Source organism: Tianweitania sediminis (assembly GCF_017813335.1).
GTDB classification, from domain to species: Bacteria; Pseudomonadota; Alphaproteobacteria; order Rhizobiales; family Rhizobiaceae; genus Tianweitania; species Tianweitania sediminis.
Map to the genome: position 1 here is coordinate 604,300 of NZ_JAGIYY010000001.1, position 15,318 is coordinate 619,617.

A 15,318-nucleotide genomic window follows, 5' to 3' on the forward strand; every position below is an offset into this window, starting at 1 on the left:
CGTGCGCCGACTCTACCCTTAACGCTTCATTAAGCAATAACGCCCGGGGCTTATCCTCTTCATTCCTTGGGCTTGTTGCATGCGAGTCACTGCGCGCGGAGGCGTCAAAGATGCAGTTGTGAAAGGAGGGGCACGGCACCGGGCGGGCTACTGCAATCCGGATGCGTCGACCAGATTAACCGGAGCCGGTGCGGGTGGCGCAGCCTGATCGCCAACCAACCCGCTCAGTTCGAGCTGCTGCTCCTTCGGAAGCATCGCAGAAACCGCGGCTGCGACGAGCAGCACGAGCATGAAGATCGGAATGTACCATTCTGGCGCGCGAAAGCGGTGCATCGAGTGAGGTCTCCCGTGATCCACATTCGCGTATCACGGAAACAAGATGCGTCGCGGCCAAGCCGCCGGCAAGGCGGCTTAAGGATTCGTTTACTTTAAGGTTAAAACGGCGGGGCTAAACCGCAAGCGCCGCCGAACGGGCATTCGGGATCTGGATATCGATCTCCAACGTGGAGGTCGTGTCGCCGCGATCCATCCGCACATGCACGTCGTCATGGTCGATCTGGATGTGGCGCGCGATCACGGCCATGATCTCCTCGCGCAGCTTGCCAACCAGATCGGGCTGGTTGCGGCTTTTGCGCTCATAGGCCAGCAGGAGCTGGAGGCGCTCACGGGCAACCGGCGCGCTGCCGCGCCGCTTGAAGATGTCGAACATGCTCATGCCGCTTTCCTTCCGAGCAGTCGGTCGAGGAGGCCGCGCTTGTCTGTTGGCAGCACCATCGGCACCGTTTCACCTTGCAGCCGCTTGGCTGCCTCGAAGTAGGCTTTTGCCGCGATATTGGACGGCTCGTTCACAGTCACTGGCGACCCAAGGTTGGATGCGCGCAGAACGGCCTGGCTTTCCGGAACGATGCCGAGCAGCGGCGTCGAGAGGATCTCCAGAACGTCGTCGATGTTGAGCATCTCGCCGCGTGCGGCCCGGGCAGGGTCGTAGCGCGTCACGAGAACATGCTTCTTCACTTCTTCACCCCGTTCGGCCTTGAGCGTGCGCGAGTCGAGCAGCCCGATGATGCGGTCGGAATCGCGAACCGAAGAAACTTCCGGGTTGGTCACGATTACAGCTTCATCGGCAAAGCGCATGGCGAGCTGGGCGCCGCGCTCGATGCCGGCCGGGCTGTCGCACAGCACATAATCGAACTTGGCGCGCAGCGGCGCGATGACCTTGGCCACGCCTTCTTCCGTCAGCGCGTCCTTGTCGCGCGTTTGAGAGGCCGGCAGGAGATAAAGCGACTCGAGGCGCTTGTCGCGGATCAACGCCTGCGTGAGCTTGGCCTGGCCCTGGGTGACGTTGACCAGATCGAAAACGACACGGCGCTCGGCACCCATGACCAGGTCGAGATTGCGCAAACCGACGTCGAAATCGATCAACACCACCTTCAAGCCGGTTGATGCCAACGCCGCCCCCAACGCGGCCGTCGACGTTGTTTTGCCCACGCCTCCCTTGCCGGAGGTAACAACCACTACCTTCCCCATTTCCGTGTCTCCCGTCGGGTTCAGTTGAGGGTCGTGACGCAAACCACGCCACCCTCGAGATAAGCTTGGATCGGCCGCCCGATATGCGTGGCTTCCATGTCTTCGGCGGTGCGGTACCAGCCGTCCACGGACAGAAGCTCGGCCTCGTTGCGGCGGCAAAAGATGCGCGCGTCTTCCTTGCCATTGGCGCCGGCAAAGGCGCGGCCGCGCAAAGTGCCGTAGATGTGAACGGATCCGCCGGCGATCACTTCTGATCCCGAAGCCACGGATCCGAGCACGACGATGTCGCCTTCCGGATGGTAGATCGACTGGCCGGAGCGCACCGGCTGGTCAAGGATCAGCGTGTTGGCAGCTTCCAGATCTTCCGGCTCTTCAGTCACGACGGCTTCCGGTTCCGGCGCGGGCTTGTCGTCCGCTCGGGGCACATCGACCGTGACAGGACGCGCGCCCTTCAGCAAAGGTGGCAGGCTTGGATCGAGATCTTCGCGGCCCGCTTCGTCGATGGCGTAGATCCGGATACCGCGGCGGCTAAATTCCGCTACCAGCTCGGCGATCTCTGCGTCGTTCGGCTTCAAAAGGTTGAGGTCCAGCACCACCGGCCGACCCGCAAAAAAGCCCGGTGAATTCGCAGTCCAATCATCCAGCCCGCCGAACCACTCGTCCAGCGGCGCTTCGGGAGCCAGTGCGAAGGCCATGAAGGATCGCGCGGGAAAGCGGATCGACTTTCTTTTGGCAGGAGGGGCAGGAAGCTCGGCTTCCGGTTCGGGTGCGCAGTGCAAGGCAGGCAGGTCCTTAATGAACAGTTAACCCTAGGCGCCGGCTGGTTAACAAGCTGTTAAGCAGCGACATTGACAGCGGCGGCTTGCCCGTAGCTGGCGGCGACCATCGTCTTGCTTCGAGGCGCTCAGCCTCTTGGCGTTTTCTCGCCCTGCCGTAACTTATGTGATGGCGAGGGGGGCACTTGGCGGTCAGGGTTGGGCTACAAAGGAGTGCCAATGGAAACCTCTCGGAGCGATGGCCTACTCCCTGACCAGTTGCCGGAGCGGGCGATCACGGTCTCATCAAGCAGCCAAGCCAACATGTCCGCCGAGATGGTCGATCTCATTCCGGCGCTTCGGGCTTTCGCTCGCACTTTCTGCAGTCGTCCAGATGAAGCCGACGATCTGGTTCAAGAGACCCTCGTCAAGGCGATTGCCAGCATCAACCAGTTTCAGCCCGGCACCAAGCTGAAGTCGTGGCTGTTCACGATCATGCGCAACACCTTCTACACGCGGACGCGGCGCGCAAAGCGCGAGCAGCCGGGTGGTGCCGACTGCATCTCCAGCTATCCGTCAGGAGAAGCGACCCAGGAGTGGTCGTTGCGCGGTGCGGAAATCGAACGGGCCATCGCTGCATTGCCGGAACAACAGCGCGAAGTTCTGATCCTCGTCGGTGTGCTTGGGGTGAGCTACGAGGAATCGGCGCGGATCTGCAATTGCGCCATCGGGACAATCAAGAGCCGGATGAACCGCGCACGGCAGTCGCTTCTTGAACTTCTGGGAGAGACCACGCCGGAAGCGGCCATTGAACGCTCCTCTCCGCTCGTTGATCCCGGCGTTTCGCCCAATTGAACAAGCAGCCAAGTTGAGCTGATCGAAGAATGAAAGCCGCCCGGCGGGGAATCGCCGCAGCGGCTTTCGTTTCAGTCGCGGGCAAAGGTGCCGACGATCTCGCCTTGTGCGACCACCTTGCCCTTCATGGCCTCGATTACCGCATCCCGCTTGGCGCCGGGGTCAAGTTCCAGCGACGGTACGGACAGGGCAAAGACTTGGAAGTGGTAGTGGTGCGCAGGATCGCCCACGGGCGGCTTCGGGCCGAAATAGCCGGTGCTGCCCCTGCTGTTCGTTCCTTGCTTCACATCCGGCATGTCCGGAATCACCACGTCAGTCGGCATGCCTTCGCGTAGCTTGGTCACGTCGGCCGGGATGTCGTAGACGATCCAATGTACGAACGGCTTCGGCTGCGCCGCATCCGGATCTTCCGCGAGCAGGACGAAGGACTTGGCGCCATCGGGCGCATCGCTCCATTCCACCGCAGGCGATGCATTGTCGCCATCGGCAGCGAACGTCACGGGTATCGCTTCATCCCGCGGAAAGCTGGCGGTCACCTCCAGAGCTTCGGACTGCGAGGGTTCCAGAATGGCATTCGCCAGCTCGGACGGTGTCGGCTCCGGGAAGCTGTTTGGCACCGGTTGAGCCTCTTGAGCGGCGGCTTGATCACCGGTGTAGGCAATGCGGTAAATCACGCCGTTGCTGTCATCGGACACAAACATGGAGCCATCCGGCGCCACCGTCAGTCCGGCAAGGCGGCCAAGATAACCGAAGCCGTTCTCGCCTTCATTGAGGAAGCCGGTGACGAAGGGTTCGACCGCCACCGGACGATCATTCTCGAAACGGACCCGTGCGACTTCGTAGCCGCTCGGCGGACGGCGGTTCCATGAACCGCGCATGGCGATAAAGGCGTCGCCGCGGTATTCCTCTGGAAAGGCTGCGCCCTTGTAGAACGCCATCTGCATGGGCGCGCTGTGCGGCGTATATCCCGCCAAGGGCTTCTCGGTTTCGCGGGCAAGTTGTTCGAGAGACACGCCTTCCGGCGGGTTGTCCTGCGGGTTGATTTCACCCATGCCGTAGATGTAGGGCCAGCCATAATCCTTGCCCTTCTCGATCAGATTGACCTCCTCGATCTGCGCCTCGTCTCCGAGCCAGTCGATGCCATGGTCGATGCCGTAAAGATCGCCTGTTCCAGGCTGCCAATCGAAGCCGATCGTGTTGCGCAGGCCCTTGGCCAAGATGGTGCGGGACGATCCATCCTTCTTGGCGCGAAGCATGGTGGCATTTTCGGGATTGCTTTCAGCGCAGGCGTTACAGGTGCTGCCCACCGAAATGTAAAGCATGTCGTCCGGACCGATCGCAATCGTGCGGTTCGGATGCTGCCCGGCGTCCGGCAGATCGTTAATGATGCGGCGTAGCGGGCTGAAGCTGCCGTCATCTTCGACGTCGGCAACGTAGACGTCGTTCACCGTCACGAGGAACACTTGGTTCCCGTCGAAAGCGATCCCGTGCATGCCGTCACGGCTCGCTACCGTGCGGGTGGTGTCCGCTTCGCCGTCACCATCACCGTCCTCGACGAGGATCACGTCGCCGACTGTTCTGCGGGTGGCGTAAAGCCGGTCTTTCGGCCCCACCGCCAACATGCGCGGGTTCACGAGGTCGCGCGCGAAGACCGTTACTTGGAAGCCGTCCGGCGCCTTAAGCATGTTCTGGAGTTCTGCGTCGCCGGGAACCGTAAGTTTCTCCGGCTCAAGGATCGTGCCCTGGATCGTCACGTCGGAGTATTGCCCGACCTTGCCCTGTGGTTGAGCGGAAGCTGTGCCCACAAGGGCTAACAAAGATGTGGTCAGTGCAAGGGTTCGCATCGTCGGCTTAGGCATCTTGTTGTCTCCGATAAACAGTGCTTGCGAGGGGTCTGGTTGGCGTTGGCAACGCGTGCCCACCCGCGCTAGCGACGGAAAAGGTCCGGCATCGCTGCCGGGCCTTTTTGATGAGGGGTCAGTTTCCTGAGCCGGGTTCCGCCATCTTGCGGTGCTGCTCGGCCAGCATGCCTGAAGGCGTGACTGTCGCGATGGCAGACTGGATCTTGTTTTTCCAGCCGCTGACCGTGTCGCCATCACCGCGCATCATGGCATCGTAGCCCGTGCGCGCCACCATAGCCGGATCGTCCTTTTTGCCCTGCCCAACGGATGTATCGAGCATGTCGGCGCGTTCGAAGAATTCCGTATCCGTTGGTCCCGGCATCAAGCAGGTAACGGTGACGGCCGTGTCCTGAAGTTCGTTGCGCAACGCAAAGGCAAAGCTGTCCACGAAGGCCTTGGTGCCGTTGTAGACTGCCTGGAACGCGCCCGGCATGAAGCCTGCGATCGAGCCCGTGAACAGGATCTTGCCGTGGTTGGCGCTACGCATGTCGCGCCCGATCTTGTGCACAAGATAGATCGTGCCGGTGATGTTGGTATCCACGACATGGCGGATGTCGGTGAAATCCTGGTCCAGGAAGGCGTGACCTAGACCGCGGCCGGCATTGGCCATCAGAATGTCCACCGGCCGGCCGCCCGCCTTCACGGCTTGGTAGAGCTGGTCGACCCCATTGATCGTTGCCAGATCGGCCTGAACAGCCTTCACGTCGTTTCCGGATGGGCGGAGCTGGTCTGCGGCGCTTTCGATTTCCGCTTCATCCGCAACAACGATCAGGTCATAGCCGTCGTTGGCGCAGATCTTGGCGAGCTCCAGCCCGATCCCGGTGGATGCGCCGGTGACAACAGCGAGTTTCTTGCCTGCCATGTGAGGTCCTTAAGGCTTGAGAACGACTTTGATGCAGCCGTCCTGCTTGTTGTTGAATGTGTCGTAGAGAGCGGGGCCTTCTTCGAGGCTGGCGCGATGGGTGATCACGAACGACGGATCAATGTCGCCATTCTCGATGCGCTTCAGCAATTGCGGCAGGTAAGCCTGCACCGGCGTTTGGGCCATCTTGAAGGTAAGGCCGCGGTTGATGGCCGAGCCGAACGGGATCTTGTCGAGGAAACCGCCGTAAACGCCAACAACCGACACCGTGCCAAAGTTGCGGCAGCAATGGATCGCCTGACGCAGCACATGCGGGCGGTCCGTGCCAAGGAAAGTCGCGACCTTGACGCGGTCAATCACCGCATCGAGCCCTGAACTGATCAGCGGCTCGGTTCCAACGGCGTCGATGCACGCATCCGCACCCCGACCCTTGGTCATGTCGATGATGCGCTCGTAGATGTCATCTTGAGCGAAATCGAGCGTTTGGGCGCCGGCCGAGCGCGCCATTTCAAGACGCTCAGGAACCGTGTCGATTGCGATCACCCGTTCGGCGCCCAAAAGGAACGCGCTGCGGATCGCCATCTGGCCCACCGGACCGCAACCCCAGATCGCGATCGTGTCGCCCGGCTGAATGTTGCAGAAGTCAGCGGCCATGTAGCCCGTTGGAAAAATGTCGGACAGGAAAAGCGCCTGTTCGTCGGTCATGCCGTCCGGCACCTTCACGGGACCGACGTCGGCGTAGGGGACGCGCAGATATTCGGCCTGGCCGCCGGCATAGCCGCCCAGCAGATGCGAATAGCCGAACAGGCCGGCAGGGGAATTGCCCCAAAGCTCCATGGCCTTGCTGCGGCTCGGGTTGGAGCGCTCGCAGCCAGAATAAAAGCCGCGCTTGCAAAAGAAGCATTCGCCGCAGGAAATGGTGAAGGGGACGACGACGCGGTCGCCGACTTTCAGGTCGCCGGCATCCTTGCCCACCTCAACCACTTCGCCCATCGCCTCATGGCCGACGACGTCGCAGCTGTGCATGTCGGGAATGACACCGTTGTAAAGGTGCAGGTCCGAGCCGCAGATCGCGCAGGCCGTTACCTTGATGATGGCATCTCGCGAATCCTCAAGCTTCGGATCCGGCACCGTTTCGCAACGGATATCGTGTTTGCCATGCCAGGTGAGGGCCTTCATGCGCTGTCTCCTTGTGCTGTCCCCTTTCAATCTCCGTTGTCGTCAGTGGTTCCGGACGGAAAGGTCACGGCCGGCGAACGGAACCTTGCGGCGGGGTCGAAGTTTGTGACGCGACCCCTCAACAGGAGAAAGCGCAGTGGCCAAGGAAAAAACGCTCAACGATCTTTTCTACGACACGCTGAAAGACATCTATTACGCCGAACGCAAGATCCTGAAGAACCTGCCGAAGATGGCGCGCGCCGCGCAGTCGCAGGAGCTCAAGGACGCTTTCGAGAAGCACAAGGAACAAACGGAAGGCCAGATCGAACGCCTGCAGCAGGTCTTCGAGATCATTGGCAAGCGGGCCTCGGGCAAGACCTGCGATGCGATCGAAGGCATCATCTCGGAAGGCGAGGAGATCATGGACGAGTACAAGGGCATGCCTGCTCTTGATGCCGGCATCGTTTCCAGTGCCCAGGCGATCGAGCACTACGAGATCACCCGTTATGGTACGCTGAAGCGTTGGGCCGAACAGCTGGGCATGAATGATGCTGCCAAGCTTCTCGATGAAACGCTCCAGGAAGAAAGCCAGACCGACGAACTGCTCAACCAGGCGGCGGAGAAGGTCAACAAGGAAGCCATTGCGGCTTGATGGCTGCCGGCGGGCGGGAGATGGCTCCCGCCCGCCCCCTTAATGCAGGTTTCGCGAGGGTGGCTGCGCGTCGCCGGTATCATCGCGAAGCGCACTCCGTCTCTCGGAAAGGTCCTTTTTCAGGACGTCCACCGGCGGCGCATATAGAAAGCCGAACGATACGGCGCCTTCCTTGCCGTCCACCGCATGATGCAAGCGGTGCGCCTGGTACAAGCGCTTGAGATAACCCTTGCGCGGCGGCTTCTTGAACAGCCAGCGCTGGTGAACCAGCCCATCGTGGAAGACGAAGTAGAGCGCGCCATAGATCGTAACCCCGAGCGCGATCCACGTCAGAAGCGGCACCCATGTGCCCAACGCAAACAGCCCGATCGAGATGCCGGCGAATACGAGGGCATAAAGATCGTTTTTCTCGAAGACGTGATCATGGTCTTCGTGGTGGGACTTGTGCCAGCCCCAACCCCATCCGTGCATCACCCAGCGATGAAGCGCATAAGCGCCCAGTTCCATCAGCACCACGGTGCCGATAACCAAAAGGGCGGCCACAAAGGGGTTCATCGAAGGTCTCCTCGTGTGCTCTGCATCGGCGCGCGCCGCAGGCTCGCCAGATCCTGAGAGCCGGTGCAAAAGCACGCCACGCGCAGCTGTTCCACCGTGATCTCAAACGCCTCGATAACAGCTTCCGGCGAGATCAAGGCGGTTTCGAGGACGTAGGCGGCCTGGCCAATGAGATCGGCCCCGAGACGAATGGCCTTCGCGGCGTCGAGCCCTGTGCGAATGCCGCCGGACCCGATCAAAAAAATGTGTGGTGCAGCGGCTCGTGCCTGCGCCACTGCCTCGGCAGTGGGGATGCCCCAATCCGCAAAGGGCTGTGCAACCCGACGATGCCGATCCGTTTGCCCCCGATGCCCTTCGATGGCCGCCCAGCTTGTGCCGCCGGCGCCCGCCACATCGACCGCCTGCACCCCCGCCTCCACCAGGCGTCGCACGACCTGCGGGGACAAACCGGCTCCCACTTCCTTGGCGACAACCGGGACCTGAAGGCCTGCGCTGAGCCGGTTGATCGAGTCGAGAACACCGCGCCAATTGGTGTCCCCGCCCGGTTGCAGTGCTTCCTGAAGCGGGTTCAGGTGGACGATCAGCGCATCGGCGCCGATCGCTTCCACCACGCGCCGCGCCTGGTCAAAGCCTTGAGGGCCAAGGAGTTGCGCGGCGCCGATGTTGGAAAGCAGCGGAACGGACGGGAGGAAATCGCGCAGCCGCTGGGACAAGCCGCTGTTGCTGCCGCCTTCAAGGGCCACGCGCTGCGACCCCACCGCAAAGGGTATTCCCAGCGCCTGCGCAGCCACGGCAAGATTGTGGTTGATCTGCTCGGCGCGGACGGCACCGCCCGTCATCGAACTGATCATCAACGGGGCAGAGAGGTCGTACCCAAGCCAGCGTGTGGACAGATCGATATCCGCCAGAGCGATCTCGGGCAGGGCGCAGTGCACGAAGCGGATGTCGTCGAAGCCGGTCCGGGCCGAAACAACCCCCGCTCCCGCCAGAACGAGATCCAAATGGCTGTCCTTCCGCGACAACAAACCCGAAGGCGGCGCTGCCTTGGCATCCATTCATCCGCTCCTACTTCGAGTTGATCGAGATAGGTATTGCATTGTACGCCGGATGCCAGTCCTTTTGGAGGAAGTTGGCGCACCCGGAGGAGGCCTGATGCTGAAGCAGCCCCGTGACTCGGCTCGGGAGGAGTTGGAGCACCTGAAGGTGCGTATCGAACGGCACCTGGTGGCGCTGGTCGGCTCCGCCCATCCCAACGAGCCGGTTTTGCGCACGGCTGTTCGGGAAAGTGTTCTGAGCTCCGGCAAGCGGCTGCGTCCGATGATGGTCGACCTTGCCGCCCGCGACCTCGGCTTCGTTTCGGACGTGTCGCTGCATGCGGGCTGTGCCATCGAGCTGATCCACACCGCGTCCTTGCTGCTCGACGATCTGCCTTGCATGGATGATGCGCTGACGCGCCGCGGCCAGCCGACCATCCATATCCGCTATGGCGAAGACGTTGCTATCCTGGCGTCGATTGCCTTGTTGAGCGATGCATTCGCCTTGCCGAGCCGTCTTCCGGATCTCACCGGCGACCAGAAAAGCGACTTAGCGGGGGTGCTGGCGCAGGCCGTCGGCATGAACGGCCTGGTTTCCGGCCAGTTTTCGGATCTTCGCACCGCAGGGCGCCCGGGGGAAAGTATTCAGGACCTCAACGATCGAAAAACTGGCGCTCTTTTCGTGGCGGCCATGCGCATGGCGGGCATTCTTGCCAACGCATCGCCTTCGAGCCAACAGGCGCTAGGCGTGTTCGGCGTGGAACTTGGCCGCGCCTTCCAGTTGTTCGACGACCTGCTTGATGTTGCTGGTGATCCAGAACGGATGGGCAAGAACAACGGCATGGACCATGGCAAGACGATCGCCGCCCAGCAATCCACCAGCGAAGCCCTGATGGCGCAGGTTCACAGCCATCTTTCGAACGCCGTGGCTGCCCTGGAGCGCGTTCCGGGCGGCGCCCCTCGCTTGCTGGCTTTCACCAATTTCCTTTTTGGCGACCCGGACGATCTCCGGAGCAACCCGTCCACCAGCGGTGCACTTTTGCCAGGCCTTCTGGCCTGAACCCGATCCGGTCAGATCAAGGGGCGCTGCCAAAGGTCCGGTGAGCGTGGCGAGGTCCCGCCGCCGCGCCGCGACCCAACAGCCATAGCGGCACCCCGCGCGGTGAAGCCGATCTTGTCGCGCTTGGTGGTGCGCACACGGATATCCCAGGCAGCCTCTCTCTTTGCCACCACCTTTAGGCCGATCGCCCGGTACACCAGGAGCGCCGTGGCAATAGCCCAGGCCGCGCGCAGGGGAAGCGCCGGCAGCCCCTGTTGGGCAGAGGCGTAAAAGGGCTCGGCGGCCGCAACCAGCCGCTCGGCCAATCGCGCAAGCCCTGCGCGGTGTTGCGGCGCCGCCATCGTTTCGGAAGCGATGCCTTCTTCGGCAAGCCAGCTCAGCGGCAGGTAAACGCGGTCGTTTTCGGCATCTTCAACGATGTCGCGCGCGATGTTGGTGAGCTGGAAGGCAAGGCCAAGGTCGCAGGCACGGTCCAGAACAAGCGGATCGCGCACGCCCATGATCTGCGCCATCATGATCCCCACCACGCCGGCGACGCCGTAGCAGTAACCGAGCAGGTCATCGAGCGTCTGGTAGCACTTGCCTTCGGCATCGGCCTGGAACCCGTCGAGATGGGCTGCGGGAAGCGCCGGCACGATGCCATACCGGTGCGCAACCTCGGCCAGGGCCGCGAAAGCCGGATGATCGCTGGTTTCGCCGCTAAGGGCAGCCGAGGTCGATCGGCGTAGGGCGGTTAGCCGCTCTTGCGGGTCGCCCACGCCCGCCGACTGACCATGGCCGAGCACCTGCCCGTCCACGACGTCGTCGCAATAGCGGCACCAGGCATAAAGCTTTGCCACATCGCGGCGCGTGGCTTCGTCAAACAACCGTGACGCCGCCGCGAAGCTCTGCGAGCCACGTGCAATCGCCTGGTCGGCGTAGGCTTGCGTGGCGTCCGTCATCCGGCCGGCTGGATCATCAGTTGCGCGGTGGCCTTGGCCGAACCGATCACGCCTGGCACACCAGCGCCTGGGTGGGTGCCGGCGCCCACGAAATAAAGGTTCTGGATGACATCATCGCGGTTATGCGGCCTGAACCAGGCGCTCTGGGTGAGGATCGGCTCCAGCGAAAAAGCAGAGCCCAGATGGGCGTTGAGTTCGTCACGGAAGTCGAACGGCGTGAAGTGCCGGACGGTGACAAGCTGGGAGCGGAGGCCCGGCATGTAGCGCTGTTCAAGGTAATCGAGGATCCGGTCGCGATAAAGCGGCCCTTCCGTGTTCCAGTCGATCTCCGCGCTCCCGAGATGGGGAACGGGCGCCAGCACGTAATAGCTCCCGCTGCCGGAAGGTGCCAGTGATGGATCGGTGACGGACGGCGCATGAAGATACAACGAGAAATCGGTGGCGAGCTTCGGACCAGAAAAGATCTCGTTGATCAAGGGACGGTAGCGGGGCCCGAAGCAGACCGTGTGATGTGCCAGTTGATCGTGGATCTTGTTCAAGCCGAAATAGATCACGAACAAGGACATCGAGTGCCGCTTGGCAGCGAGCTGTGCGCCGCGCTTCTGGCCGCGCGCGTGGTTGCCCATCAGCTTCCCATAGGTGTGAACGACATCGGCGTTGGAGGCCACCAGATCGACGTCCAGCCTGTTGCCCCCGGACAGAACCGCCCGAGCCTTGTTTCCGTCGAACACGATTTCGTCCACCGGCGCATTGAACCGCAACTCACCGCCGAGATCGCGGAAAAGCCGCACCAGCCCCTGCACCAGAGCTCCGGTACCGCCGCGGGCAAACCACACGCCGCCCTTGCGTTCCAGCGCGTGGATCAGGGCGTAAATCGCGGAGGTCGAAAACGGATTGCCGCCCACCAGCAGCGAATGAAACGAAAACACCTGGCGGAGATGCTCATCCTGAATGAAGCGGGCCACCACCGCATACACGCTGCGCCAAGCCTGTAACTTCGTCAGCTGAGGTGCAACTGCAATCATGCTGCGGATATTCAGGAAAGGCACCGCGCCCAGCTTCTCGTAGCCTTCGCGGTAAAGCTCGTGTGAATAAGCAAGGAAGCGTTTGTAGCCGTCCACGTCGGCGGGGTTGCGGGCGCGGATCTGCTCGTCGAGCGCATGCTGGTCGTCAAGGTAGTCGAAGGTGGAGCCGTCTTCCCAGGCGAGCCGGTAAAACGGTGTGACGGGAAGAAGCTCGGCATAATCTTCCATCCGCCGGCCGCTGAGCTCGAACAGCTCACGGATGCAGTTCGGATCGGTAATGACAGTGGGACCGGCGTCGAACACAAAGCCCTGGTCTTCATAAACGTAGGCGCGCCCCCCAGGCTTGTCGCGCTTTTCGAAAATCGTGGTCTGGATGCCCGCACTTTGCAGGCGGATGGCCAGCGCCAACCCGCCGAAACCGGAGCCGATCACGGCTGCTTTGCGCATGTCAGGCATGGATGCGTGTGTCCTCGGCTGGAGTTTGAATGAGGGCGCGAAGGGCTTCGCCCACCGGCACGGGCGGCTTGCCGCTCAAGATGCGCAGCTTGTCGAGCGGCGTCAGCGACCCGGCATAGAAACGCTCGATGAGCGGCTGCGGCAAGCGATAAAAGCGCTGCATTACCCGCCAGCGATCTTCTGGCCGGCCAGCCAGAAACAGCATGCGGTTGAGGGCGCGGAAGAAGCGCCGATCCCGCCATAGGGCAGCGGACAAGGTGTCGATCCGCTGTCGCAGGGCATCGGGGGTAAGTTGGTCAAGCGCGGCCACCACATCGGCCACGCGAACTGCGTCCGGAAGCGAATAGCCGGTGGTCGGATGAAAAAACGCGCCAGCGAGGCCGATCTGCGGCGCCGCATGCTGCCGGTTCCGGTGTGCGGGATCGCCGGCAAGCGCGATCGGCAAAACACCCTGCTCGCGGCGCACAACCTCCTGCACGGTCCAGTTGCGGCCAGAGCAGTAGTCGGCGATCCTCCGTTCGAGGCCGGCAATATCGAGCGCCGCATCGTCGAGATAACCCGTGTCTTCCACCAGCACCGCGTCGGCCGAGAAGGGAAGGAGGTACGTGAAACGATAGCCGCTATCCTGTGGCGTCGTGGCATCCATGATCACCGGCATAGCCAGCCCATGCCCGCCAGCAATCCGCAGTTCGAGACCGAGAAAGGACTGGAAGCGGATTCGAAGGGCCGGATCCGGCTTGAAGCCGCTCGCGTCGACCACTGCGCCAGCCTCCAGTTCGGTGCCGTCGTCTAGCCGAACGGAGGTGGCAGCGATCTCGCGCACCGGGGCGTTGAAGCGGATCTGATCCTCGCCGAGCGCCTTCGTCAGCACATCGTGGAAGCGCCCAGAAGGAATGCTGTTATAGCCGGCGGACAGCGTACGCTCCAGGCCAGGAAAGCGGACGCTTTGATGGGGCCAATGGTGCGCCACCATCGGATGCAGGAACTTCCGCTGCTCCCCCGACAAGTCGTTGTCGTGGAAGGACCAGGTGTGGTTGCCGCCAAGCCGCGCATCCTTTTCGAGGATGACAACCTTCAGCGCCGGCTTTGCTTCTTTCAGGCGCAGCGCCAGCAAGCCGCTGGCAAGGCCGCCGCCGACAAGGAGGAGATCGGCCGTTTTCATGCAGCGAGCCGTTCTGTCGCCCGTATCACGGGAGCGCGCGTTGTGATCGCTGCTTCGATGATCGCGGCGGCCCGTGCTGCGCCCCCGCCGGTACGCATCTCTTCCGCCAGCGGCTGCATGGCAGCCTGGAAGGCCGACTTGTTCTGGAGGAGGGCCCGGAGCGCGGTTTCGATGCGGCGCGAACCGGCGCGCGCGGGGACCCCCTCGCCAACCCCGCACCGCTTCACCCGCGCCGCCATGCCCGGCTGATCGAAGGCAAGCGGGATGCACAGCATCGGCACCTTTGCGGTGATGGCGTCGAGCACGGTGTTGACGCCGCCGTGGGTGATCACGAGGTCCGCCCGCTGCATTGCCTCGCTTTGCGAAACGCGATCCACCACGAAATCGGCGTCAATCGTTGCGGCCTGAGCGTCGGTCAACCCGCCGCAATGGGCCACCAGCAGTTGCAGGTGGAGGCGGCGGCAGGCCTTCGCAATCTTGTGCCACAAGCCAAGCCGATGCCCCTGCAAGGTTCCGAGTGAGGCAAACACGAAGGGCCATTTGGAATCGAGCGGCGGCAAGGTCGCGCCTTGCGCAGGCGCCGGCCCAGTCCGCAAGGGCCCAACATAATGAAAGGAGGGGGGCAGCGCCTGACGCGGGAGGTCCAAGTCCGCGGTCAGCTGGGAGATCTGCGCCAGGGGCGAGAGGCAGTCGCTCAACGTCTGCTTGCGCGTGCAGCCGAGCCGTTCCGCTTCCTGCGCAATGACGTTGTGATGCGCGGCCGTCATCCAATCGGCGATGCGCGCGGCGATGCGGTTGCGGTGGAGCGCCTGCTCGCCTTGGTCGAAGCTGAAAGGAAGAACCGGAAGCGGCACCAGCGGTTCACGGTTGATCGGCACGGCGGCGGCCACCGCAACAAAGGGCAGGCGGAGATGTTCCGCCACAAGGCTGCCGGCTGCTTCCATCTGGTCGCAGACGATCCCATCGACCTGAAGCGCCCGCAGCATGGCCGGCGCCTGCCGGCAAAGGTCATGCGTCATCGCTGCCATGTCGCGGATGGTGCGGCGTATTCCAAACACGAGATCCGGCGACCGCGCATGCGTGACGACACTTTCCGGGGTCCAGGCACAGGCGCTTTCATCCAGCGCGGCAAGCTGAAGCCCTTTCGGCAACTTGTCGGCGAGGCGCGGATGTCCAACGAGAACGCATTCATGGCCGAGCTTTGAAAGCTCCCCTGCAATGGCACCCATGACGTCGAGATGGCTGAAGAAGGGAGGGGAAAAGAACGCGATGCGCAATGGGGCCGCGATCCTGCTGCTTCGGAAGAGTTATGCAGGACATAGGCGCATCATGCAAATCGCCTAGATGTCCTACAGGGCGCTGTCAAAGCTGTGAT

16 protein-coding genes are annotated in these 15,318 nt (G+C 62.5%); 3 read left to right on the plus strand and 13 right to left on the minus strand.

The features are described from left to right. Positions 1-147: 147 nt before the first annotated feature. The 4 genes from J5Y06_RS02855 to minC form a co-directional block, all read right to left on the minus strand. A complete protein-coding gene (locus J5Y06_RS02855) occupies positions 148-333 on the minus strand; it encodes a hypothetical protein (protein WP_209333589.1) in 186 nt (61 codons plus the stop codon). Positions 334-448: 115 nt separating this feature from the next. Next, on the minus strand, positions 449-715 hold the full coding sequence (gene minE, locus J5Y06_RS02860; protein ID WP_209333590.1) for a cell division topological specificity factor MinE: 267 nt from the start codon (positions 713-715) through the stop codon (positions 449-451). Next, the gene (gene minD, locus J5Y06_RS02865; protein ID WP_209333591.1) at positions 712-1,527 is read right to left on the minus strand and encodes a septum site-determining protein MinD; all 816 of its coding nucleotides are present in this window, start codon (positions 1,525-1,527) and stop codon (positions 712-714) included. Before minD ends, minE begins: the two co-directional genes overlap by 4 nt. Positions 1,528-1,547: 20 nt before the next feature. Continuing rightward, positions 1,548-2,222 (minus strand): septum site-determining protein MinC, encoded by a 675-nt coding sequence (minC, locus tag J5Y06_RS02870; protein WP_209333592.1) that lies wholly within the window; start codon positions 2,220-2,222, stop codon positions 1,548-1,550. A gap of 396 nt (positions 2,223-2,618) precedes the next feature. Here minC and J5Y06_RS02875 point away from each other — a divergent pair, with 396 nt between their 5' ends. After that, a complete protein-coding gene (locus J5Y06_RS02875) occupies positions 2,619-3,137 on the plus strand; it encodes a sigma-70 family RNA polymerase sigma factor (RefSeq protein ID WP_209334341.1) in 519 nt (172 codons plus the stop codon). Between the two features lie 71 nt (positions 3,138-3,208). On the opposite strand, the gene J5Y06_RS02880 is transcribed toward J5Y06_RS02875, so the two are convergent. The 3 genes from J5Y06_RS02880 to J5Y06_RS02890 form a co-directional block, all read right to left on the minus strand. After that, positions 3,209-4,996: a YbhB/YbcL family Raf kinase inhibitor-like protein gene (locus J5Y06_RS02880; protein WP_209333593.1), complete on the minus strand. Its 1,788-nt coding sequence runs from the start codon at positions 4,994-4,996 to the stop codon at positions 3,209-3,211. Positions 4,997-5,114: 118 nt separating this feature from the next. Then, positions 5,115-5,900, minus strand: coding sequence for an SDR family NAD(P)-dependent oxidoreductase (locus J5Y06_RS02885; RefSeq protein WP_209333594.1), 786 nt, complete (start codon positions 5,898-5,900; stop codon positions 5,115-5,117). A gap of 9 nt (positions 5,901-5,909) precedes the next feature. Further along, positions 5,910-7,079: a zinc-dependent alcohol dehydrogenase gene (locus J5Y06_RS02890; RefSeq protein ID WP_209333595.1), complete on the minus strand. Its 1,170-nt coding sequence runs from the start codon at positions 7,077-7,079 to the stop codon at positions 5,910-5,912. A 136-nt stretch (positions 7,080-7,215) separates the two neighbouring features. Between J5Y06_RS02890 and J5Y06_RS02895 the strand changes: the two genes are divergently transcribed. Then, positions 7,216-7,710, plus strand: a complete 495-nt coding sequence (locus J5Y06_RS02895; protein WP_209333596.1) for a YciE/YciF ferroxidase family protein — start codon at positions 7,216-7,218, stop codon at positions 7,708-7,710. A gap of 39 nt (positions 7,711-7,749) precedes the next feature. Here J5Y06_RS02895 and J5Y06_RS02900 read toward each other — a convergent pair whose 3' ends face one another. Further along, on the minus strand, positions 7,750-8,265 hold the full coding sequence (locus J5Y06_RS02900) for a sterol desaturase family protein (protein ID WP_209333597.1): 516 nt from the start codon (positions 8,263-8,265) through the stop codon (positions 7,750-7,752). Next, positions 8,262-9,320, minus strand: a complete 1,059-nt coding sequence (gene fni / locus J5Y06_RS02905) for a type 2 isopentenyl-diphosphate Delta-isomerase (RefSeq protein ID WP_209333598.1) — start codon at positions 9,318-9,320, stop codon at positions 8,262-8,264. Before fni ends, J5Y06_RS02900 begins: the two co-directional genes overlap by 4 nt. Positions 9,321-9,417: 97 nt before the next feature. On the opposite strand from fni, the gene J5Y06_RS02910 reads away from it, so the two are divergent. Further along, complete coding sequence (locus J5Y06_RS02910) at positions 9,418-10,359, plus strand: polyprenyl synthetase family protein (protein ID WP_209333599.1); 942 nt, start codon at positions 9,418-9,420, stop codon at positions 10,357-10,359. 11 nt (positions 10,360-10,370) lie between these two features. Here the strand turns inward: J5Y06_RS02910 and J5Y06_RS02915 are convergent, their stop codons facing one another. From J5Y06_RS02915 to J5Y06_RS02930, 4 genes are read right to left on the minus strand one after another with little or no spacing between them, the layout of a single operon-like run. Continuing rightward, positions 10,371-11,300, minus strand: coding sequence for a phytoene/squalene synthase family protein (locus tag J5Y06_RS02915; RefSeq protein ID WP_209333600.1), 930 nt, complete (start codon positions 11,298-11,300; stop codon positions 10,371-10,373). Further along, positions 11,297-12,781 (minus strand): phytoene desaturase, encoded by a 1,485-nt coding sequence (locus J5Y06_RS02920; RefSeq protein ID WP_209333601.1) that lies wholly within the window; start codon positions 12,779-12,781, stop codon positions 11,297-11,299. The genes J5Y06_RS02915 and J5Y06_RS02920 overlap by 4 nt, the downstream gene beginning before the upstream one ends. Then, positions 12,774-13,943 (minus strand): lycopene beta-cyclase CrtY, encoded by a 1,170-nt coding sequence (gene crtY, locus J5Y06_RS02925; protein ID WP_209333602.1) that lies wholly within the window; start codon positions 13,941-13,943, stop codon positions 12,774-12,776. Before crtY ends, J5Y06_RS02920 begins: the two co-directional genes overlap by 8 nt. After that, positions 13,940-15,220, minus strand: a complete 1,281-nt coding sequence (locus J5Y06_RS02930) for a glycosyltransferase (RefSeq protein WP_209333603.1) — start codon at positions 15,218-15,220, stop codon at positions 13,940-13,942. The genes crtY and J5Y06_RS02930 overlap by 4 nt, the downstream gene beginning before the upstream one ends. Positions 15,221-15,318 lie beyond the last annotated feature (98 nt).